This is a genomic window from Klebsiella sp. GG_Kp173 (assembly GCF_040062415.1).
In the GTDB taxonomy this organism is placed as follows: Bacteria; Pseudomonadota; Gammaproteobacteria; order Enterobacterales; family Enterobacteriaceae; genus Klebsiella; species Klebsiella quasipneumoniae.
Genome location: NZ_JBEAFZ010000026.1, coordinates 23,118 through 49,129 on the forward strand (window position 1 = coordinate 23,118; position 26,012 = coordinate 49,129).

At 59.4% G+C, this 26,012-nt stretch carries 25 protein-coding genes and 2 tRNA genes; 17 read left to right on the top strand and 10 right to left on the bottom strand.

The features are described from left to right. Nucleotides 1-176: 176 nt before the first annotated feature. A complete protein-coding gene (gene sbcB, locus ABLU50_RS13825) occupies nt 177-1,601 on the bottom strand; it encodes an exodeoxyribonuclease I (protein WP_087832128.1) in 1,425 nt (474 codons plus the stop codon). A gap of 180 nt (nt 1,602-1,781) precedes the next feature. Between sbcB and dacD the strand changes: the two genes are divergently transcribed. The 6 genes from dacD to cobT all read left to right on the top strand — a co-directional run bounded on the left by dacD (nt 1,782) and on the right by cobT (nt 7,398). Then, nucleotides 1,782-2,945 carry a serine-type D-Ala-D-Ala carboxypeptidase DacD gene (gene dacD, locus ABLU50_RS13830; protein ID WP_004153104.1) on the top strand — a complete coding sequence of 388 codons (1,164 nt, stop codon included), beginning with the start codon at nt 1,782-1,784 and terminating at the stop codon, nt 2,943-2,945. Between the two features lie 185 nt (nt 2,946-3,130). Further along, entirely contained in the window at nt 3,131-3,604 is a 474-nt protein-coding gene (gene sbmC / locus ABLU50_RS13835) for a DNA gyrase inhibitor SbmC (protein WP_087832129.1), read from the top strand. A gap of 98 nt (nt 3,605-3,702) precedes the next feature. Continuing rightward, the gene (locus tag ABLU50_RS13840) at nt 3,703-4,761 is read left to right on the top strand and encodes an FUSC family protein (protein WP_004203544.1); all 1,059 of its coding nucleotides are present in this window, start codon (nt 3,703-3,705) and stop codon (nt 4,759-4,761) included. Between the two features lie 167 nt (nt 4,762-4,928). Beyond that, entirely contained in the window at nt 4,929-5,252 is a 324-nt protein-coding gene (locus tag ABLU50_RS13845) for a DUF496 family protein (protein WP_002911883.1), read from the top strand. 310 nt (nt 5,253-5,562) lie between these two features. Continuing rightward, nucleotides 5,563-6,303, top strand: coding sequence for an adenosylcobinamide-GDP ribazoletransferase (gene cobS / locus ABLU50_RS13850; protein WP_017899696.1), 741 nt, complete (start codon nt 5,563-5,565; stop codon nt 6,301-6,303). 27 nt (nt 6,304-6,330) lie between these two features. Continuing rightward, nucleotides 6,331-7,398 carry a nicotinate-nucleotide--dimethylbenzimidazole phosphoribosyltransferase gene (cobT, locus tag ABLU50_RS13855; RefSeq protein ID WP_087832130.1) on the top strand — a complete coding sequence of 356 codons (1,068 nt, stop codon included), beginning with the start codon at nt 6,331-6,333 and terminating at the stop codon, nt 7,396-7,398. A 34-nt stretch (nt 7,399-7,432) separates the two neighbouring features. Here cobT and ABLU50_RS13860 read toward each other — a convergent pair whose 3' ends face one another. Further along, a complete protein-coding gene (locus ABLU50_RS13860) occupies nt 7,433-8,542 on the bottom strand; it encodes an adenosylhomocysteinase (RefSeq protein ID WP_004203536.1) in 1,110 nt (369 codons plus the stop codon). A gap of 198 nt (nt 8,543-8,740) precedes the next feature. Between ABLU50_RS13860 and ABLU50_RS13865 the strand changes: the two genes are divergently transcribed. After that, nucleotides 8,741-9,472 carry an HPP family protein gene (locus ABLU50_RS13865; RefSeq protein WP_017899693.1) on the top strand — a complete coding sequence of 244 codons (732 nt, stop codon included), beginning with the start codon at nt 8,741-8,743 and terminating at the stop codon, nt 9,470-9,472. 21 nt (nt 9,473-9,493) lie between these two features. On the opposite strand, the gene ABLU50_RS13870 is transcribed toward ABLU50_RS13865, so the two are convergent. Continuing rightward, nucleotides 9,494-9,883 (bottom strand): tautomerase family protein, encoded by a 390-nt coding sequence (locus tag ABLU50_RS13870; protein ID WP_087832131.1) that lies wholly within the window; start codon nt 9,881-9,883, stop codon nt 9,494-9,496. 116 nt (nt 9,884-9,999) lie between these two features. Between ABLU50_RS13870 and ABLU50_RS13875 the strand changes: the two genes are divergently transcribed. Then, nucleotides 10,000-10,956, top strand: a complete 957-nt coding sequence (locus tag ABLU50_RS13875) for a LysR family transcriptional regulator (protein WP_087812509.1) — start codon at nt 10,000-10,002, stop codon at nt 10,954-10,956. Here ABLU50_RS13875 and ABLU50_RS13880 read toward each other — a convergent pair. After that, nucleotides 10,916-11,656 carry a hypothetical protein gene (locus ABLU50_RS13880; RefSeq protein WP_017899690.1) on the bottom strand — a complete coding sequence of 247 codons (741 nt, stop codon included), beginning with the start codon at nt 11,654-11,656 and terminating at the stop codon, nt 10,916-10,918. The genes ABLU50_RS13875 and ABLU50_RS13880 overlap by 41 nt on opposite strands. Nucleotides 11,657-11,702: 46 nt before the next feature. Beyond that, nucleotides 11,703-13,022: a shikimate transporter gene (gene shiA / locus ABLU50_RS13885; protein WP_048325038.1), complete on the bottom strand. Its 1,320-nt coding sequence runs from the start codon at nt 13,020-13,022 to the stop codon at nt 11,703-11,705. A 340-nt stretch (nt 13,023-13,362) separates the two neighbouring features. Between shiA and ABLU50_RS13890 the strand changes: the two genes are divergently transcribed. The 4 genes from ABLU50_RS13890 (at nt 13,363) to ABLU50_RS13905 (ending at nt 16,641) form a co-directional block, all read left to right on the top strand. Continuing rightward, nucleotides 13,363-13,824 carry a molybdopterin-dependent oxidoreductase gene (locus tag ABLU50_RS13890; RefSeq protein WP_023318660.1) on the top strand — a complete coding sequence of 154 codons (462 nt, stop codon included), beginning with the start codon at nt 13,363-13,365 and terminating at the stop codon, nt 13,822-13,824. Between the two features lie 10 nt (nt 13,825-13,834). Next, a complete protein-coding gene (locus ABLU50_RS13895) occupies nt 13,835-15,745 on the top strand; it encodes an EAL domain-containing protein (RefSeq protein WP_062914128.1) in 1,911 nt (636 codons plus the stop codon). Nucleotides 15,746-15,968: 223 nt separating this feature from the next. Next, entirely contained in the window at nt 15,969-16,301 is a 333-nt protein-coding gene (locus ABLU50_RS13900; RefSeq protein ID WP_004203524.1) for a DUF1971 domain-containing protein, read from the top strand. 4 nt (nt 16,302-16,305) lie between these two features. Further along, entirely contained in the window at nt 16,306-16,641 is a 336-nt protein-coding gene (locus ABLU50_RS13905) for a DUF1869 domain-containing protein (protein WP_069603149.1), read from the top strand. 5 nt (nt 16,642-16,646) lie between these two features. On the opposite strand, the gene ABLU50_RS13910 is transcribed toward ABLU50_RS13905, so the two are convergent. After that, nucleotides 16,647-17,561: a LysR substrate-binding domain-containing protein gene (locus ABLU50_RS13910; protein WP_087832132.1), complete on the bottom strand. Its 915-nt coding sequence runs from the start codon at nt 17,559-17,561 to the stop codon at nt 16,647-16,649. A gap of 131 nt (nt 17,562-17,692) precedes the next feature. On the opposite strand from ABLU50_RS13910, the gene ABLU50_RS13915 reads away from it, so the two are divergent. The 3 genes from ABLU50_RS13915 to ABLU50_RS13925 all read left to right on the top strand — a co-directional run bounded on the left by ABLU50_RS13915 (nt 17,693) and on the right by ABLU50_RS13925 (nt 20,474). Next, nucleotides 17,693-18,268, top strand: a complete 576-nt coding sequence (locus ABLU50_RS13915; protein WP_087832133.1) for a hypothetical protein — start codon at nt 17,693-17,695, stop codon at nt 18,266-18,268. Between the two features lie 192 nt (nt 18,269-18,460). Then, complete coding sequence (locus tag ABLU50_RS13920) at nt 18,461-19,297, top strand: alpha/beta hydrolase (RefSeq protein ID WP_004203515.1); 837 nt, start codon at nt 18,461-18,463, stop codon at nt 19,295-19,297. A 205-nt stretch (nt 19,298-19,502) separates the two neighbouring features. Continuing rightward, complete coding sequence (locus ABLU50_RS13925; protein ID WP_004203513.1) at nt 19,503-20,474, top strand: sensor domain-containing diguanylate cyclase; 972 nt, start codon at nt 19,503-19,505, stop codon at nt 20,472-20,474. Here ABLU50_RS13925 and ABLU50_RS13930 read toward each other — a convergent pair. Both ABLU50_RS13930 and ABLU50_RS13935 read right to left on the bottom strand, forming a co-directional pair. Continuing rightward, a complete protein-coding gene (locus ABLU50_RS13930; protein WP_064149672.1) occupies nt 20,471-21,574 on the bottom strand; it encodes an AarF/UbiB family protein in 1,104 nt (367 codons plus the stop codon). The two genes, ABLU50_RS13925 and ABLU50_RS13930, sit on opposite strands and share 4 nt — an antisense overlap. 281 nt (nt 21,575-21,855) lie before the next feature. Continuing rightward, nucleotides 21,856-21,931: transfer RNA gene (locus ABLU50_RS13935), tRNA-Asn, on the bottom strand. A gap of 193 nt (nt 21,932-22,124) precedes the next feature. Between ABLU50_RS13935 and ABLU50_RS13940 the strand changes: the two genes are divergently transcribed. Both ABLU50_RS13940 and ABLU50_RS13945 read left to right on the top strand, forming a co-directional pair. After that, nucleotides 22,125-23,561 carry an EmmdR/YeeO family multidrug/toxin efflux MATE transporter gene (locus tag ABLU50_RS13940; protein WP_004203508.1) on the top strand — a complete coding sequence of 479 codons (1,437 nt, stop codon included), beginning with the start codon at nt 22,125-22,127 and terminating at the stop codon, nt 23,559-23,561. A 126-nt stretch (nt 23,562-23,687) separates the two neighbouring features. Beyond that, nucleotides 23,688-23,763, top strand: a tRNA-Asn gene (locus ABLU50_RS13945). Nucleotides 23,764-23,931: 168 nt separating this feature from the next. On the opposite strand, the gene ABLU50_RS13950 is transcribed toward ABLU50_RS13945, so the two are convergent. Both ABLU50_RS13950 and pmrD read right to left on the bottom strand, forming a co-directional pair. Then, a complete protein-coding gene (locus tag ABLU50_RS13950; RefSeq protein ID WP_004203506.1) occupies nt 23,932-25,386 on the bottom strand; it encodes an AMP nucleosidase in 1,455 nt (484 codons plus the stop codon). Between the two features lie 129 nt (nt 25,387-25,515). Then, nucleotides 25,516-25,761 (bottom strand): signal transduction protein PmrD, encoded by a 246-nt coding sequence (gene pmrD, locus ABLU50_RS13955; RefSeq protein ID WP_004203504.1) that lies wholly within the window; start codon nt 25,759-25,761, stop codon nt 25,516-25,518. Between the last annotated feature and the right edge of the window lie 251 nt (nt 25,762-26,012).

Here is a 26,012-nt window from a genome sequence, read left to right on the forward strand (position 1 = left end):
TACCAGCGTCAAGGCCCGGGTAAGGCGAAGCCGCCACCGGGCAAAAAGATAAGCACGAACTGGGGAGGCAATGCCCGGCGGCGCTGCGCTTGCGCGGGCCTACGGTCAGGCGTCCTCCCCGGTCATCGTTTGTAGCCCGGGTAAGGCGTTAGCCGCAACCCGGGAATTTCAGCCAATCAGACAATATCCTGTGCGTACTGCCACAGCGCCTTTAGCTGCGCCAGCTTCTCTTTATCATCCGCATACTGCTGATACAGCATCTGCAGCTCATCGGCATAGGCCTGCAAAAACTCAGGCGTAAATACCTGACGACGGTGCTCTAACCAGCGCTGCTGCTCATGTTCATCGAGCGTGCCGGGGAAGTTGCGCGCCCGGTAGTTAAACAGCAGGCGTTCGATGCGCTTGTCGGCGAAGGTGATATCCAGCGCCGGCAGATTGCGCGGTTCGGTTTCCAGCACGATTTTCATCGCCGCGCGGTCGGCATCGCTAAAGAACCCATTGTAAAGCTGGGCGTCGACGTTTTCGGACGGCACGAACGGCTCGGCTTCGGCATACACCGCCACCACTTTCTCCCGCACCTGCGGATTCGCCCGCAGCAGCTGGGCATTGTCCAGACAGCGTTGAATGGAGATCCCCAGCCGGTCGGCATCCTGCGGGCGCAGGGTATTGGCCTGGGCCAGCACCGGACATTTGTTCAAATGCACCAGCTTAATCGGTGCTGCCGGCAGATCGCCAAGCTCGGCGCGTGGGGTGTAAAGCCGCTCGCGCAGGGCGTCGGCATCCAGTTCCAGCAGCGGCGCCATATCCCCCACCAGATCGACCATGATCACCGCATTGCGGTTTTCCGGATGCCAGGCCAGGGGCGCCACCAGGCTGGTGTTGCCGCGCGCGGCGCCGAACATGCCGGAGACATGCACCAGCGGCTTCATTTGCGGCACGTCGATGAGCGTCGCTAGCTTGCGCTTATTGCGGTGGCTGTAGAGATAGTCAAACAGCCGCGGCTGCCGGGTTTTCACCAGCTTCGCCATGGCGATAGTGGCGTAAACGTCGGCCATCGCGTCATGGGCGTTCTGGTGTTCAATACCGTTGGCGACGGTCAGATGTTCAAGCCGGAAGCTCGGCAGACCCTCGTCATTTTCCGGCCAGACGATCCCTTCCGGACGCAGGGCATAGCAGGCGCGCATCACGTCGAGCAGATCCCAGCGCGAGTTATCGTGCTGCCAGCTCCAGGCATAAGGGTCATAGAAGTTGCGATAGAAGATATTCCGCGTCACTTCGTCGTCAAAGCGCACGTTGTTATAGCCGACGATGCAGGTCTGCGGCACCGTGAACAGATCGTGGATGCGGCGGGCAAACGCGGCCTCGTTATCCCCTTTGGCCAGCGCTTCCTGCGGGGTGATCCCGGTGATCATCACCGCCTGCGGCTGCGGCAGATAATCGTCAGCGGGCTTGCAGTAAAACACCTCGGGCTCGCCGAGCACGTTTAACTCCGCGTCGGTGCGGATGGCGGCGAACTGCGCCGGCCGGTCGAGGGAAGGGCTGGTGCCGAAGGTTTCATAATCGTGGAATAAAAATCCGGGCTGGTTGACGCTATCTTGCATAGTCTGTTCATTATCCGTGGTGGCGTGCGACCGGTATGGTAAACGATTTGCCCGGTCATCAGAAGGGTAACGGCAAGCAACTTCCTCTGCTGTGTCATATTTTCTTGCAATTAAACCCTGATATGAAACGCGAAGTTCCGTAAAAAGGACGGCGGATCTGTAAATCTAGAGGATATGCCGTTGAAAGGCCGTTTGTTTATTGCTGTATCTTTGCTCGCTTCGAGCGTTTCCTGCGCATTTGCCGTCGACTTACCTGCTACGGTCGCGCCGCCTTCTATTCAGGCTGGCTCATGGGTGCTGATGGATTACACCACCGGTCAGGTGCTGACCGCGGGTAACGAACATCAGCAGCGTAACCCTGCCAGCCTGACCAAACTGATGACCGGCTACGTGGTCGATCGCGCCATCGACAGCCATCGTATCACCTTTGACGATATCGTCACCGTAGGTAAAGACGCCTGGGCGAAGGGCAACCCGGTGTTCGACGGGTCATCCCTGATGTTCTTAAAGCCAGGGGATCGCGTCAGCGTCCGTGACCTCAGCCGCGGGTTGATTGTCGACTCCGGTAACGACGCCTGCGTCGCGCTGGCCGACTATGTCGCCGGCGGTCAGCCGCAGTTTGTCGCCCTGATGAATCAGTATGTCGAAAAACTGCATCTGCGGGACACCCATTTCGAAACCGTCCACGGCCTCGATGCCCCGGGCCAGCACAGTTCGGCCTATGACCTGGCGGTGCTGTCGCGGGCGATTATCCATGGCGAGCCTGACGTCTACCACATGTACAGCCAGAAAAGCCTGACGTGGAACGGCATTACTCAGCAAAACCGTAACGGTCTGCTGTGGGATAAAACCATGAACGTCGATGGCCTGAAAACCGGCCACACATCGGGCGCCGGGTTCAACCTGATCGCCTCGGCGGTGGATGGCCAGCGCCGGCTTATCGCCGTGGTAATGGGGGCCGACAGCCCGAAAGGCCGCGAGCAGCAGGCCGCGAAACTGCTGCACTGGGGGCAGCAGAACTTCGACACCGTGCAGGTGCTGCAGAAAGGGCAGAAGGTCGGCACTGAGCGCATCTGGTACGGCGATAAAGAGCAGATTAAGCTCGGCACCGATCAAGATTTCTGGTTAGCGCTGCCGAAGGCGGAAGTATCGCGGATTAAGGCGAAATACGTGCTGGATAAAAAGGATCTGGAGGCGCCGATCGCCGCCAATCAGCGGGTCGGCGAGATTTCTCTGTATGACGGCGACAAGGTCGTGGGCCACTATCCGCTGGTCACCCTCGAAAGCATTAATAAAGGCGGGGTATTCTCGCGAATGAGCGATTACCTGCACCACGAGCTGTAACCATGATAACCGCCTCTTTGCAGGCGGTTTTTTTTCGGCTGCCGCCCGGCAGACGCGGCGACAAAATCGCCGTTTTTTTCATCAGCCGCAATGGCGACTCTGTGAATTCGCGCACATACTGAGGGGGGATCTCCTGCTAGATTAACTGTACATTTATACAGTAATATATTCACGAAGGAGGCAAGATGAACTACAGTGTCACCACCCTCGGCAAGAAAACCATTGCCGGTTTCCATCTGGTCGGGCCCTGGGATCAAACCGTCAAGCAGGGGTTTGAGCAACTGATGATGTGGGTTGAGAACCATAAGGTGCCCGCCCGCGAGTGGCTTGCCGTCTACTACGATAACCCGGAGGACGTGCCAGCGGAAAAACTACGCTGCGCCACCGTGGTCGCCGTTGACGAGGATTACGTCATTCCCGCCAACAGCGAAGGGGTGATACTGGCGGCGATTGCCGGCGGGGATTACGCCTGCGCCCGCGCTCGGGTGGTGGATTACGATTTTGCTACCCCGTGGATGCAGTTTTTCGACAGTCTGCTGCAGAGCACAACGCATCGCGTGGCCCCCAGGCCCTGTTTTGAGATCTATCTCAACGATGGCAACCACGACGGCTACTGGGATATCAACATGTATGTCCCCGTTGAGCGCGTTGCGTCGTAGCGGTTTATCCCTGTTCCGGACAAGGATTTTTACATTCCCGGCACGCTCCGGGCGAAAAAGCAGTTACAATTGGCCTTTTCGTTTTGCCGGAGAGGGTTGTGCGCGCTGATAAATCACTCAAGCCATTTGAGATCCGCTTGTATCGCCATTATCGGGTGGTGCATGGTGTGCGGATTGCGCTGGCCTTTGTGCTCACCTTTTTGCTGGTGCGCCTGCTGAACGTGCCCGAGGGGACCTGGCCACTCATCACCCTGGTGGTGGTGATGGGGCCGATCTCCTTCTGGGGCAACGTCGTGCCGCGGGCGTTTCAGCGCATCGGCGGCACGATCCTCGGCTCGGCGCTGGGGCTGGTGGCGCTGAAGCTTGAGCTTATCTCCCTGCCGCTGATGGTCCTCTGGTGCGCGGCGGCAATGTTCCTCTGCGGCTGGCTGGCGCTGGGCAAGAAACCCTATCAGGCGCTGCTGATCGGCATTACCCTGTCGGTGGTGGTCGGGGCGCCGCCCGGCGATATGCATACCGCGCTGTGGCGAAGCGGCGACGTGATCTTCGGCTCGCTGCTGGCAATGCTGTTTACCGGTATCTGGCCGCAGCGGGCGTTCATCCACTGGCGCATCCAGATGGCCAGCTATGTCACCAACTTTAACCGCCTCTACCAGGCCGGCTTCTCGCCAAATCTGGTGGATCGGCCGCGGCTGGAAAAGCATCTCCAGCAGGCGCTGAACGACGTCGTCAAAATGCGCGGGCTGATCACCCCCGCCAGCAAAGAGACGCACATCCAGAAGGCGATCTTCGAGGCTATCCAGACCGTCAGCCGCAACCTCGTCTGCATGCTGGAGCTGCAGATCAACGCCTGGTGGGCAACCCGTCCGGGTCACTTCGTGATGCTCAATGCGCACACCCTGCGGGAGACGCAGCAGATGACCCAGCAGACGCTGTTGGCCATCGCCCACGCGCTGTACGAAGGAAACCCTCAGCCTGTGCGCGCCAACAATGAAAAGCTGAATGAGATTGTCCTCGAACTGCGCCAGCTGATGAAAGAGCAGGGGGACGACAGCCTGGCGGAAACCCCGATCCATGGCTATGTTTGGCTCTCTATTGAACTGGCACGCCAGCTGGAGCTGCTGTCGCATCTGATCTGCCGCGCATTGCGCAAATAAGCACCAGATGCGCCGGGTAACAGCATGGGTTGTTTCGATTCAGCAGCGTTTAGGGTTATGATAAACGCAAAGGAAAAAACATTGTCATCAGCGACTGCTAGCAGTTATGTTAGCCCTATAACGCAGTCGCTTTACGAATCCGAATCTCAATTATTAGGGGTGTAAAAATGGAAACAACTAAGCCTTCTTTCCAGGACGTACTGGAGTTTGTTCGTCTGTACCGTCGTAAGAACAAACTGCAGCGTGAAATTCAGGACGTTGAGAAAAAGATCCGTGATAACCAGAAGCGCGTTCTGCTGCTGGACAACCTCAGCGACTACATCAAGCCGGGCATGAGCGTGGAAGCCATCCAGGGCATCATCGCCAGCATGAAGAGCGATTACGAAGACCGCGTTGATGACTACATCATCAAGAATGCCGAGCTGTCCAAAGAGCGTCGCGACATCTCCAAAAAACTGAAAGTGATGGGCGAAGCCAAAGTCGAAGGCTAATCCCTGCTGTCCGGCGGCGGTCAGCGTCGCCGGGCTGTTCTGCACTACCAACTCCTGTCTCTTTTTCTGCGAAAACTTTGTCCCGGCAACTGCCTCTCCTCACCGACTCTTTGCTATACTGCCCCGCGAAAACGTATTGATATCGGAAAGGTTTCTCTCATCCTGGCCGGGCATCTGACGCAGCGGCGTCAGGGCGATATCTCAACACCTCTCACCTCTCCGACGATCGATTCGCCAGAAGACAAACTCAGGTGCTGACCGGGCGCGACAGAACTCTTCCGCTGCTTTCGCCGACAGGAGTCAACCCCACGTGATTAAGTCATTCTTTGCTGCACTCTCGTTTATCAGCCGTCTGCCGGTCCCGGCGCGGTTATCCCAGGGCCTGGAGATCGAACAGTACCAGCGCAGTATCGTTACCTTCCCGCTGGTCGGTTTACTGCTCGGCGCCATCGCCGGCGCGGTGGTGTACCTCCTGCAGCCATGGTGCGGCGTCCCGCTGGCGGCGCTGTTCGGCGCGCTAGCGCTGGCGCTGCTCACCGGCGGATTTCACCTTGACGGGCTGGCCGATACCTGCGACGGCATCTTCTCCGCCCGCACCCGCGATCGGATGCTGGAGATCATGCGCGACAGCCGGCTGGGTACCCACGGCGGGCTGGCGCTGATTTTTGTGCTGGTGGCCAAGGTGCTGGTGGTCGGCGAACTGCTGCTGCGCGATGTCAACCCCATCGCAGCGCTGGCGGCGGCCTGCGCCGTCGGTCGCGGGATGGCGGTACTGCTGATGTATCGCCATCGCTATGCGCGGGAAAAAGGGTTGGGCAATCTGTTTATTGGCAAGATTAGCCTGCAGCAGACGCTAACGACGTTGGCGATAGCGATCGCGCTGGCCACCGCCCTGCTGGGGCTGCAAGGGCTGCGCGCCGCGCTGATCGCCCTGGTGCTGATCGGGGGCCTGGGGTGGGCGCTGAAGCGCACCCTCGGCGGGCAGACCGGGGATACCCTCGGAGCGGCGATCGAGCTGGGCGAATTATTCTTTTTACTGGCGCTACTGTAAGGCCTGGCATCCACGGTGAGGAACAGAATGGAAACACTTTCGGCGTTACTGGCTGCCATTCCGCAGCCCGATGTGGCGGGCATGGCGCGCGCGCAGCAGCATATTGACGGCCTGTTAAAGCCGCCCGGCAGCCTTGGCCGTCTGGAGAGCCTGGCGGTGCAGCTGGCCGGTCTGCCGGGGCTGCAGGGGCAGCTGGCGCTGAGCGATAAAGCCATCGTGGTCATGTGCGCCGATCACGGCGTCTGGCATGAAGGCGTGACCCCTTCGCCGCAGGCGGTGACGGCCATTCATGCCGGCAATATGGTACGGGGCAACACCGGCGTCTGCGTGCTGGCGGCGCAGGCCGGGGTGAGAGTGGAGGTGGTGGATGTCGGCATCGACGCCGAGCCGCTGCCGGGCCTGATCAACCTCAAGGTGGCCCGCGGTAGCGGGAATATCGCCCGGACGGTGGCGATGAGCCGTCAGCAGGTGGAGACGGTGCTGCTGGCCAGCATACGTTTCACCCGCCAGCTCGCCGCCGACGGAGTGAAAGTCTTTGGCGTGGGAGAGCTGGGGATGGCCAATACCACCCCGGCGGCAGCGACGATCAGCGTCCTGACCGGCAGCGACCCCGACGCGGTGGTGGGCTGCGGGGCCAATTTGCCGTTGGCGCAGCGGGGCCATAAGGTGGCGGTGGTGCGCCAGGCGATCGCTCATAACCAGCCGAACCCGGCGGACGGGCTGGACGTGCTGGCGAAGGTGGGCGGTTTTGATCTGGTGGGCATGAGCGGGGTAATCCTCGGGGCGGCTTCCAGCGGCTTGCCGGTGGTGCTGGATGGCTTCCTCTCCTACGCTTCGGCTCTGGCGGCCTGCCGCATGGCCCCGGCGGCGCACCCGTATCTTATCCCTTCGCACCTGTCGGCGGAGAAAGGGGCGCGGATCGCCCTCGACGCGCTGGGTCTGCGCCCGTATCTCGATATGGACATGCGCCTGGGTGAGGGCAGCGGCGCTGCGCTGGCCATGCACTTGCTGGATGCCGCCAGCGCGATGTACCACCAGATGGGGACCCTGGCGCAGAGCAACATTGTGCTGCCCGATAGCGCGCCAACGTCCTGATGATAAAGCGCATCGTTTCGACGATGCGCCGGGTTTACAGCGCCTGCTGCCAGACCGCCTGCGGTAGCAGGTAAACCTGCGCCGGGGCGCGCATACCGTCGCTGACAATATGGCCGATACCGCTGGCCATCACCGCCAGGGTGACGTCAAAGGCGTTCAGGCTGTCGCCGAAGCCGGCGGTCAGGTTGAGCATCGAGCCATTGGCCATCAGGTAGACGGTTTTGTCAGCCATGCGGTAGGCGTTGATATACGGCATCACCTCTTCCTGAGGATACTGGCGCAGGTATTCGCCATCGATCTCTTCCGCCACGTGGCCGACGTTAAGGATAAACACTCCCGCTTTCGCCCGGTCCAGAGCCTGGCGATTAACCACGTTTTTACCGCCGGTCGCCGTGGCGACCACGTCCGCCGAGGCGATAGCCTCCTGGAGATCGACCACGTGCCAGCCGTCATAGGCCGCCTGCAGTCGACGGGCAGGATCGATCTCCGCCACCATCACCTGGCCGCCAAAAGCTTTTGCCGCCGCCGCGACGCCCTGGCCAACCAGGCCATAGCCGATTACCAGCACTTTTTTCTCATGCAGGGTGAGATGAGTGGTCTGGAAGAAGGTATGCCAGGCGGTGAGTCCGACCATATGGCGGTTATGCAGCCCCTCTTTGACCGGCAGATCGTCCCAGTTAAAGATCGGATAGCCGGGCTGAATATCCCCCAGCCGATTGACGCCGGAGCCGGTGGCTTCCAGACCCGCCACGATGTTGCCGAACTCGCCGCGCTGGTGGAGGAGGGTGGTGATATCGGCTCCCATTTCGCACAGGTGAGTCGGCTGCCAGGCGATCGCTTTTTCCCATGACTGTTGCCAGTCGGCATCGCTCATATTGCGCCAGGCGCAGGCCTCGGCGCCACGCTCCACCAGCCAGGCCACCACGTCGTCCTGCACGGTGGTGGGGTTACAGGTAGTTAAAAAGACCTGAGCGCCCTTGTCGAGGATCCCCTGCACCAGCGGGATCATTTTCATGTCGAGGTGCATACAGCAGGCCAGGCGGACGCCGCTGAGGTCGGGCAGGGCGGCGACCTGGCGCAGGGTACGCGGCATATTCTGGCTGGCCCATGCCACTTCTTTCGCTAAAGAGATTTTATTATTCACTGGGTTATGACCTTCAGTTCGCAAAGGGGTATCCCCCTGACAGAAAAGGGATTCTATCAGTCCGGGCGAGAATTCACAGCCCTGTGCCGCCTGGAAATCGCCGCCCGCGCGATCCCCTGTGAAATACAGGGTTGTTAATGTAAGGTTAAAAAAAGAAAATAAAATATAAGTTATTCCTATGATCTGAGCGATAAAGCGATGTTGAGTGTCATTCCCGCGGGCCTGTTTTCACGGCTGCGGATTTTCCTTGGGCGGTTGAAGCCGCATGCGCTGCCGGTGGCTCGACGGCATATTGTGCTGGGCTCCATCGGCGCCGGCACCGGCCTGGCGGTGACCAGCATGTTCAGCCACTGGCTGCTGGGCGAAGTTAACTTGTGGTTTATTGCCCCCATGGGCGCCTCGGCGGTACTCCTGTTTGGCGTGCCGAGCAGTCCGCTGGCGCAGCCGTGGTCGATTGTCGGCGGCAATGTGCTGTCGGCGCTGATCGGCGTCACGGTGGGTATGCTGGTGCCCGACCCGGCGCTGGCCTGCGGGCTGGCGGCGGCGCTGGCCATCGCCGGAATGTATTTTCTGCGCTGCCTGCATCCTCCCGGCGGCGCGGTGGCCCTGACGGCGATCCTCGGCGGCGCCGGGGTGCATAGCGAAGGCTATCACTTTGTGCTGACGCCGGTGCTGCTCAACTCCCTGATGCTGGCGCTGCTGGCCATCGTGTTTAACAATCTGGTTGGCCGCCGCTACCCCCATCCGCTGGCTGCGGAGGAGGTCAAATCCCGGACGGTGCCGCTGGGCATTTCGGTTACCCGGGAAGATATTCACGCCGCGCTGCTGGAAGGACAGTTCCTCGATATTGACGAAGACGATGTCCAGGAACTGCTGGAAAATATCGAACAGCAGGCGCGCCAGCGCATCGCGGCGGCTGGCCGCCGCTGACAGCGCTCTCCCGGCCGCGGGTTAGAGATCGCCGGTAAGATACTGGGCGACCCCGCGGCCAAAGCTCCAGTCGCCTTTCTGGTTGCTGATAATCGACACCATCAGATCATCGCCGCTCAGGCTGCAGTGCTCCGCCAGCTCCTGCTGCAATATGGCGAAGAAGCGCTGCTTCTGCGCGTCGCTGCGCGGGCTGGTATAGACCCGCACCACCACCAGATCCCGCGTGCGGGTCAGTCCGAGGCCGGTATCTTCAATCACCATATGGTGGGCTTTGTTTTCGTGAACAATCTGGTAGCGGTCGTGTTCCGGTACCTCGAAGGCGCGCAGCACGGCGCGATGAGCGGCATCCAGCAGGGTTCTGATCTCCTGTTCCGTACGGCCTTCTATCAGGTCAAATGTCAGTAATGGCATGCAGGTGTTCCTTATCGTTAGGCAATAATCGCGGTCTGATAAAGATGCTAGCCGATGCCGTCGCGGGCAAAAACCGCTATAGTTGAATACATTGTTTTTACTGGTGAACAATCAACATGAGCGAGAGTCGTCCGGAGAGTTACTGGGCCCATCTCTACTGGCTAACGGTGCTGGAAGAGCAGAAAAGCTATACCCGGGCCGCGGAAAAGCTGGGGATCAGCAAGTCGGCCATCAGCCAGAAAATCAGCGAGCTGGAGCGGGTGACCGGTAAAACGCTGGTCCATCGCACCACCCGCAGCGTCAGCCTCAGCGACGACGGGCTGCGGCTGGTGGCGGAGCTCAATGAGCCGTTTGGCCAGCTGCGGGATATTTTCACTGGCGCCTGCGATGAGGGCGGGCCGCTGCGGGGGACGCTGCGCCTGACCGCGCCGGTGGCCTTTTCCCGTCAACAGCTGGTGCCGGCCATCGCGCCCTTTTTGCATCAGCATCCCCAGCTGCATCTGCAGCTGGAGGTGACCGACCGGCTGGTCTCTCTCGGCAGCGAAGGGTTCGACCTCGCCATCCGCCACTGTCGGCGCGAGGCGCTCCCGGACACCCACGTCGCCTGGCCGCTGTGTCACACCGCGACGCTGATCGTCGCGTCCGCCGACTATATCCGCCGCCATGGCCGCCCCGAGACGCCTGACGATCTGCGTCATCACCAGTGCCTGACCTATCCCCGTGGGCCCCAGCGCCCGCAGTGGACGTTTGCCTCCCGCCAGACGCCCGATGAACGGGTGACCATCAACGTGCAGGGGCCGTTCGCCACCAACAACAGCGAGTCGCTGCGCGATGCGGTGCTGGCGGGGTTGGGGGTGGCGCTGCTGCCGGATTTTAGCGCCCGGGAGGCCATCGGCCGCGGGCTGGTGCAGGAGCTGCTGCCGGCGTGGCAGCCGGTGGAGGTGTTCGCCGATCGGCTGTACGTCATCCGGCCCTATGCTCCGCGGGTGTCGCGCGCGGTGGAGACATTCAGCCGCTACCTGAAAGCGACCTTCAGCGAGCCGCGTCCAGCTCCCGCGCCAGCGCCTCGCTGAATCGGGGGAGCAGATGGCGCTCGCCGGGAAGCAACTGCGCCAGGGTGACGGTTTTGTCGGCGCGGTAGACCCGCCCGCTGCCAAGCTGCGCTTCGAAGGCGTTCGCCGCCTGATGCGCCGCGCTAAGGTCGGCGTCAATAAGGATCACCGCATGGGCCAGCACCACATGGCCGCCGCTCGCTGTCAGCGGCCGCCAGTACTGGGCGGTACCGACAATCTTACGCGCCGCCTCTCCCTCCCCGCAGGCGAGGTTATAACGGCCATCGCAAAAGGAACCGCTCACCGCCCGGGGGTGGCTGGCAACGCCGAAGCGCGCGAGGGTGCGCTGCAGCACAGCGCACAGCGAGTGATAGATGGGTTCGGCGGCTTCGCCGAGAGGCTGCTGCACCGGCCAGGCGAGGCTGAGGTTGATAATCCCCGGCCCCTGGGGCACCAGACCGCCTCCGGAGCGGCGGAGCCATACCGGCCAGCCCCGCGCGGCAAAATGCGCGCTGACCGCCGGCAGGTCCGCAAACTGACGATAGCTCCCCGGCACCACGAATCCCTGCGGCGCCTGCCAGAGCTGGGCGACGGCCTCGCCGGCGCAGGCTTTGGCAAACAGCGGCTGTTCTGCCAGGGTGGGGTCCTCGCAAAACTGCAGCGCCAGCGAGGCGGGGGTAAAGCGGCGTGGCCAGCAGTCGGCCAGAGGCAATAAAGACATGCATTCTCCTTACCGGAGGGCGCGGGTCGCGCCCTCCGCAGGCTGGTCAGTCGACGGTATGTTTTTTCATCAGCAGCGCGGTGAGTGCTGACAGCAGGCATCCCGCGGTCAGATAGAGGGCCACGCTGTGCCAGGCTCCCCCGGAGAAGGTGACCAGCGCCGCGGCGATAAACGGCGTAAAGCCGCCGCCGACTACGCTCGCTACCTGGTAGCCGACGCCGGCGCCGCTATAGCGATAGCTGGCGCCGAACAGCTCGGTAAACATCGGCTGCTGGACGCAGACCACCATATCATGGGCTATATTGGCCAGCATCAGGGCGAAGAACAGGATCCAGAAAACGGACTGACTCTCCAGCGCCATAAAGAACGGGAAACCGCTCAGCGTGCCGATTAGCGCCCCGGTAATGTAGATCCGCCGACGGCCAAAGCGGTCCGCCAGCCAGGCGAAGCAGGGGATAGTCAGGCAGCTGAGGCCGCCCACCAGCAGGCCGATGTTGAGAAACAGCTCGCGCGGCAGGCCGAGGTTTTGCGTTGAGTAGTTGAGGGCGAAGGCGGTGACGATATACATGGTCAGCAGTTCGCACAACCGCAGGGCAATAATCAGTAAAAACGCCCCGGGATGGCGAAGCAGGGCTTCCACCACCGGCAGCCGCTTTTTCACCTGCGGCGCGTTGGTCTGGCGCTGTTGGGCCTCAAACTCCTGCGATTCGGCCATACCGTTACGGATCCACAGCGCAATCAGGACCAGCGCCACGCTGAACAGGAAGGGTAAGCGCCAGCCCCAGCTGAGAAACTGCTCGTCGGTGGTCAGGCTGCTGATCAGCGATACCAGCCCGGTGGAGAGCAGCAGGCCGACGCCGTAGCCCACCTGCACGCCGCTGCTGTAAAAGGCTTTTTTTCCCTTCGGGGCGTTCTCCACCGAGAGCAGCGCCGCGCCGCCCCATTCGCCGCCGACGGCAAAGCCCTGAACCGCCCGCAGGAATACCAGCAGCACCGGCGCCCACCAGCCGATCTGGCTGAACGACGGGAGCAGGCCGATGCAGGCGGTGGCGATACCCATCATCCAGACGGTCATCATCAGCATCCGCTTGCGCCCGAGACGGTCGCCGAAGTGGCCAAAGATAATCCCGCCCAGCGGGCGAAAAAGAAACCCGACGCCGAAGGTGGCAAATGCGGCAAGGGTGCCCATCGCCGGGCTGATTTGCGGGAAAAATTCGCGGTTGAACACCAGCGCGGCGGTAATGCCATAGAGAAGAAAATCGTACCAGTCGACCACGGCGCCGGCAAAGCTGCCCCATGCCGCCCGCCGGGCCCGATGCAGCGAATCCGGCGCCTCGTCGGGCTGCACGCTTATTGTTGAATCCATACCCTGTCCTGTCAGTCACATATTCGTTGTTATTGGAATGAGACGCTTTTAGCATTGCGTCTGCTCTGAGACTACCGCGCGGCGGCCGTGGAGGAAAGTAGTTTGCCTGCTAAGCGGAGAACTGGTGCAAAAATAAGCGGCCGGAAAGGCGGGCGAAATCACACCCTTTACTAAACATTCTGGCAATTTGCCAGCCAGCTTATACTTTTAATTAAATCAACGGATAACAAAGAGGAGCACCTTTTAAGAATTGACGTAAATGGTTTACACTTAACATGTCTCCTTCTCTGGAATGGTGAGTTAAATGCGTCTACTTCTTGCAGTTTTATTTTGTTCTGTCATGTTGCCTTCTGCTTATGCTGAAAAACTGCCTGCGCCGACAGGAAAACCTGTACTGACCATTTCCGGGAAAATCGGAAATACGAATGTCGGTGACAAGGCGGTTTTTGATCTCGCGATGCTGGAAAAACTGGGTATGAAGACGGTGGAAACCACCACCCCCTGGTACACCGGGAAGGTCCGTTTTGATGGCATTCCCCTTAATAAACTCATGGATTTAGTCGGCGCTAAAGGCCAATCCGTCCGCGTGCTGGCGCTCAACGACTACACCACCCTTATCCCGATGGACGATTTTTATAAATTCCCGGTCATTATGGCGTTAAAAATGAACGGCGAATATATGCGCGTTCGGGATAAAGGCCCGTTATTTATCGTCTACCCTTACGACAGCAGTGCTGAATTACAGAACCAGATCTATTATTCCCGATCGGCCTGGCAAGTTTCTAAGATTATTATAGAGTAAGGGTTGGATCTTGAATCGAATACTCACGGCTATTATTTTGTCGTTGTTTATTGTTACTGGATATATTACTTATCTGGTGCATGAGCGACAAAGTGAGTTGCAAAAATTTACCCGCTATACGGACTCGTGGTCAATGTCGCAGATGGTATCGGAATATATGCGACTGGAGTCTCGTCTGGCGGGCATGGCGATTGGGGCCGAAGGGGCGGACCACGATGAGGTGCGCCTGCGCCTCGAGATCATGATGAGCCAGATCGAACTTCTGCAGCAGGGCGATCTGGGTCGCTTTATTAATAAAAGCGAACAGCGGAAGGCGGTGGTCGCCACGCTGATCCGCAATCTCCATTTGCTTGATAAACAAGTTGACACCATGACGCCGGCACAGGTTAAAGCGATCCTGCCGGTGTTAAGCGAGCTGGATGGTCCACTGACCTCAATGGCGGCCGCCACGCTGACGCAAGATATTAATATCGTTAATATCACCCATGATAAAATTCAGCATCTCTATTATATCTACTCGGTGATCTCCATTTTGCTGATCGCCATGTGTATTACCCTCGGGCTGCTGATGCTGCGGCAGAATAATAATCTGCGGCGCGCCCACGTTCGTATGAAAACCCTGGCCAACGATCTGCAGGCCTCGAAAGAGAAGCTGCAGGTGCAGAACCGTCGTCTGCAGTACGACGCCTACCATGATTCGCTGACCGGTATGCCAAACCGTCTCTCTTTCTGGCAGCGTCTGCAGGAGATCGTCAATCAGGTGCGTCCCTATAACGGATGCGCCGTGGTGATGCTTTTTGACCTCGACAGCTTTAAGGATGTAAACGATACCCTCGGCCATGACGCCGGCGATAAGCTGCTGCAGGATCTGGCCAGCCGCCTCTCTTTTTTCCGTAAAACCTCTGAGACGCTGTATCGCCTCGGCGGCGATGAGTTCGCGATGCTCTCTTACGATCTCACCGAAGAGATGGCCCTCGAGCGGGCCAATGTTATCCGGGAGAAGATCAGCCAGCCCTATCAGATCTACGATGCGCAGATTAATATCGACGCCTGCATCGGGATCGTGATCTCTGATGGCGAAAGCCGGACCGATTATCTGTACAAGTGTGCCGACCTCGCGCTGTATGAGGCGAAAAAAGAGGGCAGCGGCCATGTACAAATCTTCCGGCCGGGGATGCTGCAGCGTCTGCAGGAGAATAAATCGTTTGAAGACGATCTGCTGCAGGCCCTGTCCCATGACGAATTCAAAGTCTACTACCAGCCGATCGCCGATACCGTCACGCGCGAAATCTACGGCTACGAAGCGCTGGTTCGCTGGTTCCATCCGGTGCGCGGCGCCGTGCCGCCGACGGTGTTTATCCCGGTGGCAGAGAAAATCGGCCTTATCAATGCCCTCGGCGAGTGGGTGCTGAAAACCGCCTGTGCCGAAGCGGCCAGCTGGGCGACGCCGCTCAAGGTCTCGGTCAACGTTTCGCCGATTCAGCTGATGAACACCTCGCTGACCGACACCATTATCAGCGTATTGCAGCAGACTGGCCTCGACCCGCGACGGTTGGATCTGGAGATCACCGAGTCGGACGTGTTCAATGAGAACACCCGTTCGCTGGAAATTCTCAGCCAGCTGCGAGAGCAGGGCATTCAAATCTCCATCGATGACTTCGGTACCGGCTATTCTTCGTTGTCACGTTTAAGCTACTTCCCGTTCGACAAAATCAAAATCGACCGCTCGTTTGTTATTAATATTCCGGAGCAAAAAGACGATCTGGATATCGTGCGCCTGATTATCAGCATGGGAAAGAGCCTGCATATGCGTATTGTGGCTGAAGGCGTGGAGACCGAAGAGCAGTTGGCCTCGCTGCAGGCGCTGGGCTGCGACCTGGTGCAGGGCTATTTAATCGGCAAACCGAGTCCGCTGCGCTAATTTAAATGTAAACGGCTTAACATAATTATTGCGGGGCGATTTCAGGACACTGTAATCGCCTTTTTTATTTTATCAAAGCGTTAATCCCTGAGGGGTATAAAAAGGAGTAGAGGTAAAATTCACCAGCAAAATAATATCCTTCCCCTTTGAAAGAGGTATATGATATGCATCATATCGATTATTTCTGACCGTATCCTGTGCGACGGTAAAGTGAGGTGCAATCATGCAGCGAATTATTATTCCCACCCATTACGTTCATACCCGCAGCACGCCGCTGTGGACAAAGGAGACCGCGCCGGCCTCTATCTGGCGCCGCCATCTGGACGCTGGCACCCGCCAGGGGGTCTATCCCCGGCTGTCGGTGATGCAGGGGGCGATCCGCTATCTCGGCTATGCCGATGAGAGCAGCCCCGAGCCGGTTGAAACCCTGACCATTGAAGCCGGCCAGTTTGGCGTTTTTCCGCCGGAAAAATGGCACTGCATTGAGGCCCTGTCGGAGGACACGGTATTTAATGTCGACTTCTATGTTGATCCGAATATTCTTATCGAGGGCTAAAAGCATGAACAGTGAAAATAAAGGTTATACCTTAGCGGTAGAGAATGGCCGCCTTCAGCGGAAACAAGAAAAAATATTCCTCAAACCGATGGCATTGTATATTCCGCAGCAGGCGGTGGAGGCCGTTAATGGACTGCTGAGCGATCTGCCGGACGACAATTTAGAGGGGGAGTTTGTGCTGACGGTCACCAATAACAATAACGGCGTCTCGGTCGATAAAAGCTTTTCCTCGCTGGCGGCGCTGCGCGACCCGCTCACCGCGGCCGATGCGGTGAAGGAGCTGATCAATATCGTCCGCGGCTATGAGTCCGACGAAGAGACCAACGTTTGCGGCTGGTAAGGCCGCTATCCCGCTGCTGGCTGGCCGCTGTCGCCCGAGGCCATCTGCCCCACCAGCCACTCCCGCAGCGCGATAATATCCGCCCGCTGCGCTGCCGCCTCGGTGGTGACCAGGTAGTAGCTGGCGCCAGGTAACGCGCTGCTGAATGGCGCGGATAACACTCCGCGCTGCAGCAGATCCCGCGCCAGCAGTTCGCTGGCGATCACCGCCCCCTGGCCAGCCACCGCCGCCTGCAGGGCATGGGTTTCATCGCTAAAAGTTAACCCCGCGTCAATATTCAGCGTCGGCGGTCCATAGCGGCGACGCCAGTTCTCCCAGCTCGGCGAATCCGCCGGTACGTGCCGGTTGGCGACGTGAAATAGCGTCACTTGCGCCAGATCGTCAGGCCGACTGAGGGCCAGCGTCGGGCTGGCGACCACGATAAAGCGATCCTCATGCAGCAGCGTACAGCACAGATCCGGCTCGGGCGTTTCGCGATAGCGAATCGCGGCGTCCACCGTGCCCAGATGCAGATCTACCCGTTCGACGCTGGTGTGCAGACGCAGGTCGATAGCCGGAAAGCGGGCGGTGAAGTCCGCCAGCCGTGGCACCAGCCAGTGGGTGAGAAAATTGGAGGTGGTGGTGACGGTTAAGGATGGCGGCTGGCGGGCCTGGGCTATCTGCACAACGGCCTGTTCCAGAGCGCTGAAGGCGCGCTGGGTGGCGGCGTAGAGGATCTCGCCGTCGGCGGTCAGGCTGACGCCCTGCGCGCTGCGCTCGCAGACCCGGCACTCCAGGACTGATTCCAGCAGTTTAATCTGATGGCTGACCGCCGTCGCGCTGACGCCGAGCGCCCCGGCGGCCAGTTTAAAACTACGCTGGCGGGCGACGGCGTGAAATGCGCGCAGGGCGCCCAGCGGCGGCAGGCGGGGTGTTCTCATGGCTGAGTTTTTCTCATCTATGGCTGAAAACTATGCGTTTGTGTGTCCGTGTATAGTGGCGATAGGCTACGGGCATGTAAAGACAATGGCATGAGTTATTTTCATGTCGTTTACGGTGTCAGGAGCTGAATATGCACGTTTTACACCACCATGCCGCCGCGGACGCGGCGGGAACCATCGACCCGCGCGGCCGCGCCATCGCTCTCAGCGTGCTCTTCGCCGCCGGGGCCTTGCTGTTAATCATGGCCCCCGTTATCGGGGCGAGCGGCACGCTGGGTCTGCTGGCGCTCCTGAGCGCGGCCTTCGGCGCCGGATGGGGATTCGCGCGCGCGCAGCCCAGGCTCTATCGGGCGCCCCTGGCGGCGACGCGCTGGGCTTTCCTGCTGTCGGCGGCCGGCTGGCTGCTGGCGCTGGTGGCGTGGTATGGCGGCCAGGCCTGGCCGGCGCTGCTCCCCGGCGTGACGTTCGGCAGCGCGGGGGCGGCTGTCGCCTGGCGCGTTGCCGCGGGACGGGCGGCACTGTCGGGTAGCCGCGTCAGCGGCGCCACGGCGCTGAGCGTGGCTGTCGCCATCGCGGCGACGCTGCTGACCTGGCACACCGCCGGGGCAGGACGCGACGGCGTGTGCTTTGCCTTCGCCGTGCTGCTGGACTGGGCGCTGCTCGGCGCGCTGATTGTGCGGATCCGTCAGCAGGAGAGTGCGGCGTAGCCGCTGGCGCTTGCTGGGCTTGAGCGAGCCGATCAAGCGAGACGGGATAAGTCGTCCGGCGGGGTGATAAATTTCTTCTACACTGTTACTGGCATCACATTCCTGCGCGGCTGGCATCTCAGCCGGCCGCCGTCGGCATTCAGCCCAGGCACGGGCCTGCAGGCTGGTTATCCTGAGAGAGGAGTCTGTAACATGGCATTTGTCACCACCCAAGACGGCGTCAATATTTACTTCAAAGACTGGGGTCCAAAGGAAGCTCAGCCGATTGTTTTCCATCACGGCTGGCCGTTAAGCGCCGACGATTGGGATAACCAGATGTTGTTTTTCCTTGCCGAAGGTTTTCGGGTCATCGCTATCGACCGCCGGGGCCATGGCCGCTCCGATCAGGTCAGCGAGGGGCATGATATGGACCATTATGCGGCAGACGTCTCGGCGGTAGTGGAGCATCTGGATCTGCACAATGCGGTCCATGTTGGACACTCTACCGGCGGTGGCCAGGTCGCCCGCTACGTGGCCCGCTACGGTCAGCCGCAGGGGCGGGTGGCGAAGGCGGTGCTCATCAGCGCCGTCCCGCCCCTGATGGTCAAGACCGAACAGAATCCTGGCGGCACGCCGATCGAGGTGTTTGACGGTTTCCGCAAAGCGCTGGCGGCTAACCGCGCCCAGTTCTATCTCGACGTCGCCTCTGGCCCGTTCTATGGCTTCAATCGTGACGGGGCGGAGGTGTCGCAGGGGACGATCCAGAACTGGTGGCGACAGGGGATGATCGGCAGCGCCAAAGCCCATTATGAAGGCATCAAGGCGTTTTCAGAAACCGACCAGACCGAAGATCTTAAGTCGATTACGCTGCCGGTGCTGGTTATGCAGGGGGATGACGATCAGGTCGTTCCCTATAAAAATGCCGCTATCCTGCAGGACCAGCTGCTGCCCAACAGCCAGCTGATCATTTATCCTGGCTTCCCGCACGGGATGCACACTTCTCACGCCGATACCATCAACGCCGACCTGCTGGCGTTTATCCGCGCCTGATCTTCCCTTTCGCCGGGCGGAAAGCCGTCAATGGCCTTCCGCCAGCGCCCTGGCCGCCAGTCGCCGGGGCGCGCCGGTTGACGAGCAGGGGAAATCTGCTTAACTCATGGGATACCTGACGACTATTTTTCCCCTGGCAGGATAAAACACCGGGTTTCCTGTCGGAAGCCCGGTGGAATTCTGCGCAAGAGACAAGAGAGAGACAATGAAATTAGCCGGACTTCATCCCGACGAGCAGCGTCGCCTGCAATCGCTTCGCTCTTCCGGGCTGTTGAATAGCGGAAAAGAAGAACGCTTTGATCGCCTGACCAGGCTTGCCCGTTCGCTGTATAACCTGCCGGTGGCCTCCATCAGCCTGGTAGGGGAAGATCTGCTGCACATCAAATCCTGTGCCGGTCTGGATGTGGACACGGTGCCGAGAGATATTTCATTTTGCGCCCATACCATTTTGCAAACCGACCCGCTTATCGTTAACGACATGCAGCAGGACGAGCGTTTTCACGACAATCCGCTGGTGATTCAGGCGCCGTTTATCCGCTTTTACGCCGGGTACCCGGTTCAGCTGCCGGATGGCGCGACGGTGGGGTCTTTTTGTCTGATGGACCATCAGCCGCGTTCGTTCTCCGCGCATGAAATACAGATCTTAAGCGATCTGGCGGCGATCGTGGAGGATGAGTTCAAGGTGCTGGATGCGGCAACCTCCGATGAGCTGACGGGACTGTTTAACCGCCGGGGATTCCTCACCCTCGCCGAGTATGCCCTGTTGACGGCCCAGCGCCGCCATGAGCCGGTGAGCCTGGCGTTTGTCGACCTCGATCGCTTTAAGCACATCAACGATACCTGGGGGCATGAAGAGGGCGATCGCGCGCTGATCGCCATCGCCGATTTGATGAAAAGCGCCTTCCGTGAATCCGATATCCTCGCCAGGCAGGGAGGCGATGAGTTTATTATTCTGTTCGCCAATACCAGCCGTCACGATGCCGCGGCGGCAATGGAGACGCTCAGCCACAACGTAGCGCGTTTCAATCAACAGGCGGCTCACCCCTGGCAGCTGGCGTTCTCCTGGGGCTGCGTCGAGTACGATCCCGCCAGCCATCCCAGTCTCAACGCGCTGGTGGCCACCGCCGACCGCCTGATGTATCAGGCGAAGCAGAAACAGGGGCGCGAACGCCGTTAATCCTTTGCCGCGGCGGCATTGAGCAGGTACTGCTGCGCCTGCTGCCGCTTCTGCGCATAGTCACCGAGTAGCGCCTGCTGCGATTTCCCAGCGTTGTCGTAAAACAGGCCGCCTTCGTCGGCGATAAAGCGATAATGCTGTTCCAGCTGGCCTATCACCCAGTCGATACGTTGCAGGGTGAGCAAGGTGCAGGACTGGCCATGCAGGTCGTCTTCAATATCCAGCACATGGGAGCGGAAGGCTTCCAGGGCGAACAAGCGGCGCAGCGCGGCAGGGTCAGCCAGCGCCGTCTCCCAGCGCGTCGTTATCTGCTGAAAATGAGCCTGCACCTGCGGGGCTGCCCGCCGGGCGCGAAGCCAGACCAGCTTGCGCCGGTAGCTTTCGACGGCCAGCCGCTTCATCTCGCGATACTGCGCCAGCTGCTGTTCGGCATCGGGCACCCGGGTCATCAGCCAGCTAAAAAAGAAGCGGGTCTCAAAGCGCTCGACAAAGTGAAACAGGGGATCGGCCAGACCGTTGCTGTTGAATTCTTTCAGCGGGTCGAAGGGATACATATAGCCAAAATCGAACAGCCACAGCTGCTCCTCCCGGTCCACCAACAGGTTCCCGCTACAGAGATCCCACTCCATCAGCCCCTGCTCCTCGCAGGCTTCCAGCGTGGTGAACAGCTGGGCGATAAGCGGCGGGGTCAGCTGGTGAATCGGCTCGCCATCGATCCAGGGGGAGAGCAGGATGCCGAGGCGATAATCGGCATACAGCGTTGGGACGATGTGGGTGAAGCGCGGTGCGGTATTTGGGTCATCCTTCAGCCGTTGCAACGCCTGTCGGCGCTGTACCTCATTCAAAAACGACAGCTGGCCGTTAAGATTGGCAACGCCGGCGACGGCGCGTCGTTTCTTTAAATTATACTCCTTGCCGGCGATGCGCAGCCGGTAAACCTCGCCGGTCAGACCCGAACCGTATACCTGCGCCACATAGGGGGAATCCGGACCCAGCGCGGCGAGGGTCTCCGGCGGCAGTGGACAGTGGTTGACGTCGCCGACGATAAGCGGCTGACCGCTGCGGTCAAACGCCTGCTGCTGCTGTTGTCTGAGGTTCATGGCGCCTCCTTACAAGACATGGGACAGAGTGATTCATTCACGCTATCTCACCCGCAAGCGTCAGCAAAATCATCCTACCGCCGGGCGCTTTTTCAGGCTGAGCGGAGACGTGTTCATGGAGGATACCTGGGGCGTAGGGCGGCGGTAGCGAAAGGCAAGCGTCTGAAACGCATACCTGTCGCCGTTGTCAATGAGGTGCTTGCCGGGCTGGATGCGATTCTGCGTTAAGGCCAGAGACGCAGAAAAGCAAAAAGCCTGCTCGAAAGCAGGCTTCTTAAATGTGGCTCCTCTGACTGGACTCGAACCAGTGACATACGGATTAACAGTCCGCCGTTCTACCGACTGAACTACAGAGGAATCGTGTGGAGTCGTATCTTAGCGGCGAAAAATCTTTTGTCAAACATCAATTCGTCCGTTCAGGTGCAACTGCCGCTTCCATCAACAATTTGTTGTCATTTCCGACAATTATTACGGAAAAATACTTTGCAGGATATCCATTTCTCGATCATCATTTGAAATGTTGTTTCAACATCTCTCACTAAGGTCTCTCTTGAACGTCACCTCCGCCGTACGCCAGGCAGTCGAACGGACATCCTGGTTTAAAAAACGTCAGCGTTATCGTGTGCTGTACTGGCGCGAAATCAGCCCCCTCGCTGTGCCCATTCTGCTGGAAAATGCCTGCGTATTGTTGATGGGGGTGTTGAGCACCTTCCTTGTCAGCTGGCTGGGAAAAGAGGCCATGGCCGGGGTGGGTCTGGCCGATAGCTTTAACATGGTGATCATGTCGTTCTTTGCCGCCATCGATCTGGGTACCACGGTGGTGGTGGCCTTTAGCCTCGGCAAGCGAGATCGGCGGCGAGCGAGAGCGGCCGCGCGCCAGTCGCTGGCCATTATGACCCTGTTTTCCATTGTGCTGGCGGGGGTGATCCACGCCTTTGGTCAGGAAATTATTAATTTTGTCGCCGGCGATGCCACCCCGCAGGTCAAGGACCTGGCGCTGACCTATCTCGAGCTGACGGTGCTGAGCTATCCGGCGGCGGCGATTGCGCTGATCGGCAGCGGGGCGCTGCGCGGGGCCGGTACCACTAAAATCCCGCTGTTGATCAACGGCGGGATGAACATCCTCAATATCCTAATCAGCAGCGTGCTCATCTATGGCCTCTTCTCCTGGCCGGGGCTGGGCTTTGTCGGCGCCGGTCTCGGGCTGACCATTGCCCGCTATATTGGCGCCATCGCCACTATCTGGGTGCTGATGGTGGGCCTCAATCCCGCGCTGCGGCTGTCGCTGAAAGGCTACTTCAAACCCTTTAACTTCGCCATTATCTGGGAGGTGATGGGGATCGGCATCCCGGCCAGTATCGAATCGGTTCTGTTCAATGGCGGTAAGCTGCTGACCCAGATGTTCGTCGCCGGGATGGGCACCAACGTTATCGCCGGCAACTTCATTGCTTTTTCGGTGGCGTCGCTGATTAACCTGCCGGGCAACGCCCTCGGCTCCGCCTCGACGATCATCACCGGCAAGCGGCTGGGGAAAGGGCAGATTGGTCAGGCGGAATTCCAGGCCTGGCATGTGTTCTGGCTGTCGACCATTATTCTGACGCTGATTGCCTGGGGCAGCGCCCCGTTCGCGGGCTTTATCGCCTCTTTCTATACCCATGAAGAGGATGTAAAAGAGGTGGTGAAGCAGCTGCTGTGGCTCAACGCCCTGTTTATGCCGATCTGGTCGCTGTCGTGGACTTTACCCTGCGCCTTCAAAGGCGCCCGTGACGTACGCTATACCATGTGGGTGTCGATGCTCGGCATGTGGGGCTGTCGGGTGGTGGCGGGCTATACGCTGGGCATCGTGCTGGGGATGGGGGTGATCGGCGTCTGGTTAGGGATGGTGCTCGACTGGGCCGTGCGCGGCGTGCTGTTTTACTTCCGCATGGTGAGCGGTCGCTGGCTGTGGAAGTACCCGCGGGTTAAGGCCTCAACGCCGGAAACCTGATCCGTTTGCCGGATAAACGCCATTTTTTGCGCAAAGTGAGGAATAATTCGGCAAACGATTCATTTTATTAAAAACAGGCTTTACAGCGTCCGGCGTCACCGTTAATATTCGCCCCGTTCACACGATTCCTCTGTAGTTCAGTCGGTAGAACGGCGGACTGTTAATCCGTATGTCACTGGTTCGAGTCCAGTCAGAGGAGCCAAATTTAAAAAAGCCTGCTTTCGAGCAGGCTTTTTGCTTTTCTGTCTGCCTGTTTCCTTGCGGACGAAAAATCTGGAGTCACCGCCGGGACGTTTGTTTCGCTCACCCGAGCGCCGACGCTCCCCTGCGGGGAACGCCAGCGTTTTCCTCTTTATTCCCACGTCACCGGTTAGCGGAACGGCGGTTCGTTGAAGGTGCGTAGCTTACGCGAGTGCATGTGATCCCCCTCGGCGCGCAGCAGGTCGATAGCCCGGATGCCGATCTGCAGATGCTCAGAGATGGCCCCCTCATAGAAGCGGTTGGCCTGACCGGGGAGTTTGATCTCACCGTGCAGCGGTTTGTCCGAGACGCAGAGCAGCGTGCCGTAGGGGACGCGAAAGCGATAGCCCTGGGCGGCGATGGTCGCGCTCTCCATATCGATAGCCACCGCGCGGCTGAGATTAAAGCGCAGCGCGGAAGCGGAATAGCGCAGCTCCCAGTTACGGTCGTCGGTGGTGACCACCGTCCCGGTACGCAGCCGCTGCTTCACCTCCTCGCCCGGCATCCCGCTCACCTGCTTGGTGGCGTCGTACAGGGCGCGCTGCACTTCGGCAATGCTGGGGATTGGAATATCCGGCGGCAGCACCGCATCCAGTACATGGTCGTCGCGCAGATAGGCGTGGGCCAGCACATAGTCGCCGATGGCCTGGCTTTCGCGCAGGCCGCCGCAGTGGCCGATCATCAGCCAGACATCCGGGCGCAGCACCGCCAGGTGGTCGCAGATGGTTTTGGCGTTGGCCGGGCCGACGCCAATATTAATCAGCGTGATCCCTTTGCCGTCGTGGGTGATCAAATGCCAGGCCGGCATCTGGTGCTTCTTCCACGCCAGATCGGAAATGGCCTGCTCCGGCGCTTCGGTTTCGGCGGTGATCCAGATCCCGCCGGCGCAGGAGAGAGCGATATAGGGGCTGTCGGGATCGAGGATCTGGCTGCAGCCCCAGCTGACGAACTCATCCACGTAGCGGGTATAGTTGGTGAACAGCACGTAGGGCTGGAAGTGTTCCGCCGGCGTGCCGGTATAGTGCCGCAGACGCGCCAGCGAAAAATCGACGCGGCGGGCGTCAAAGTGCGACAGCGGATAGAACTCGGTAGGATGGAACAGGCCGTCTGCGGTCTCATCGCCAATCTGCGACAGCTCGGTGGTAGGGAAATAGCGCGTCAGACCGGCGCTCATCGAGCGGTCGAGTGTCAGGGTGGAACCATCTATCACGTAAGGATAGGGGATCTCATGCTGCGACAGCTCGACGCTGATATGCGCGCCATAGTCCTGATACAGCAGGGTCAGCTGTTCCAGCAAATAGTGGCGGAACAGTTTTGGATTGGTGATGGTGGTGGTATAGCACCCTGCATGGGTGAAACGTCCCCAGGCGCGCGTTTTGAGGGCTTTATGATCGGCGCCGTCCCAGGAGACCGAGAGCTGCGGATAGACAAAAAGACCTTCCGCGCGGGCTTCGGTATCGGGGAGCGTATTATGGTCGATATAGTCGCCGATGGCTTTGCGTAATGCCGTGACCGAGGCTTCATAGCGCGCTTCCAGCTCGGCAAGCGCTTGTTCCGGGGTCAGACTGGCGGCCTTGTTATTCATGATTCGCTCCTTGTTTCAGGTCTGCTGACATTCCCGATAGTATGTCACAGCGTGAAAAGGGCGAAGGGGAATTTATCTGTCAGATGCGAAGAGACCCAGATCATCTCTGGCAAAGGGGGCGGACCCGATTTATTTGCCGGCGTTTGCCCAGCGCTCACTGCTATAATGGGTTGCTTTGAGGATCTTCAACGTCTGTGTCGGGTTATTATTCAGACAATAACGCGCATCGGCCAGCGGAGTAAGTTTATCGCCTTCCTGCAGGTGAAGGCGACAGGCTTCAATTTCAGCAATCATCGCTAATGTACCGCTCTGAAGCACGACGCAGCAGGGGCTGGTCATTGAATTTTTTCTCACTTTTTTTACCCACCACTCCATCTATATCTTCCTGTCCTGATCACATCCCTGCCGATAATTCATGTTTCCTGAAGGCCTGACAATAAGATTATCCCCTTGGTTTATACAGTGTTTAAAAATAGGCGACCTAACGTTGATCTCAGCGGTAGGCTTTTTTTCGCTGAACATGAATGATCTGCCGGGTTTAATTTGCCGGAGCCGATGACTATGCTGAGAAGCAGACAGTGAAAATAGCCTGTCAGGAATAGGGCAGCTGAGTTCGGCTATGCGAA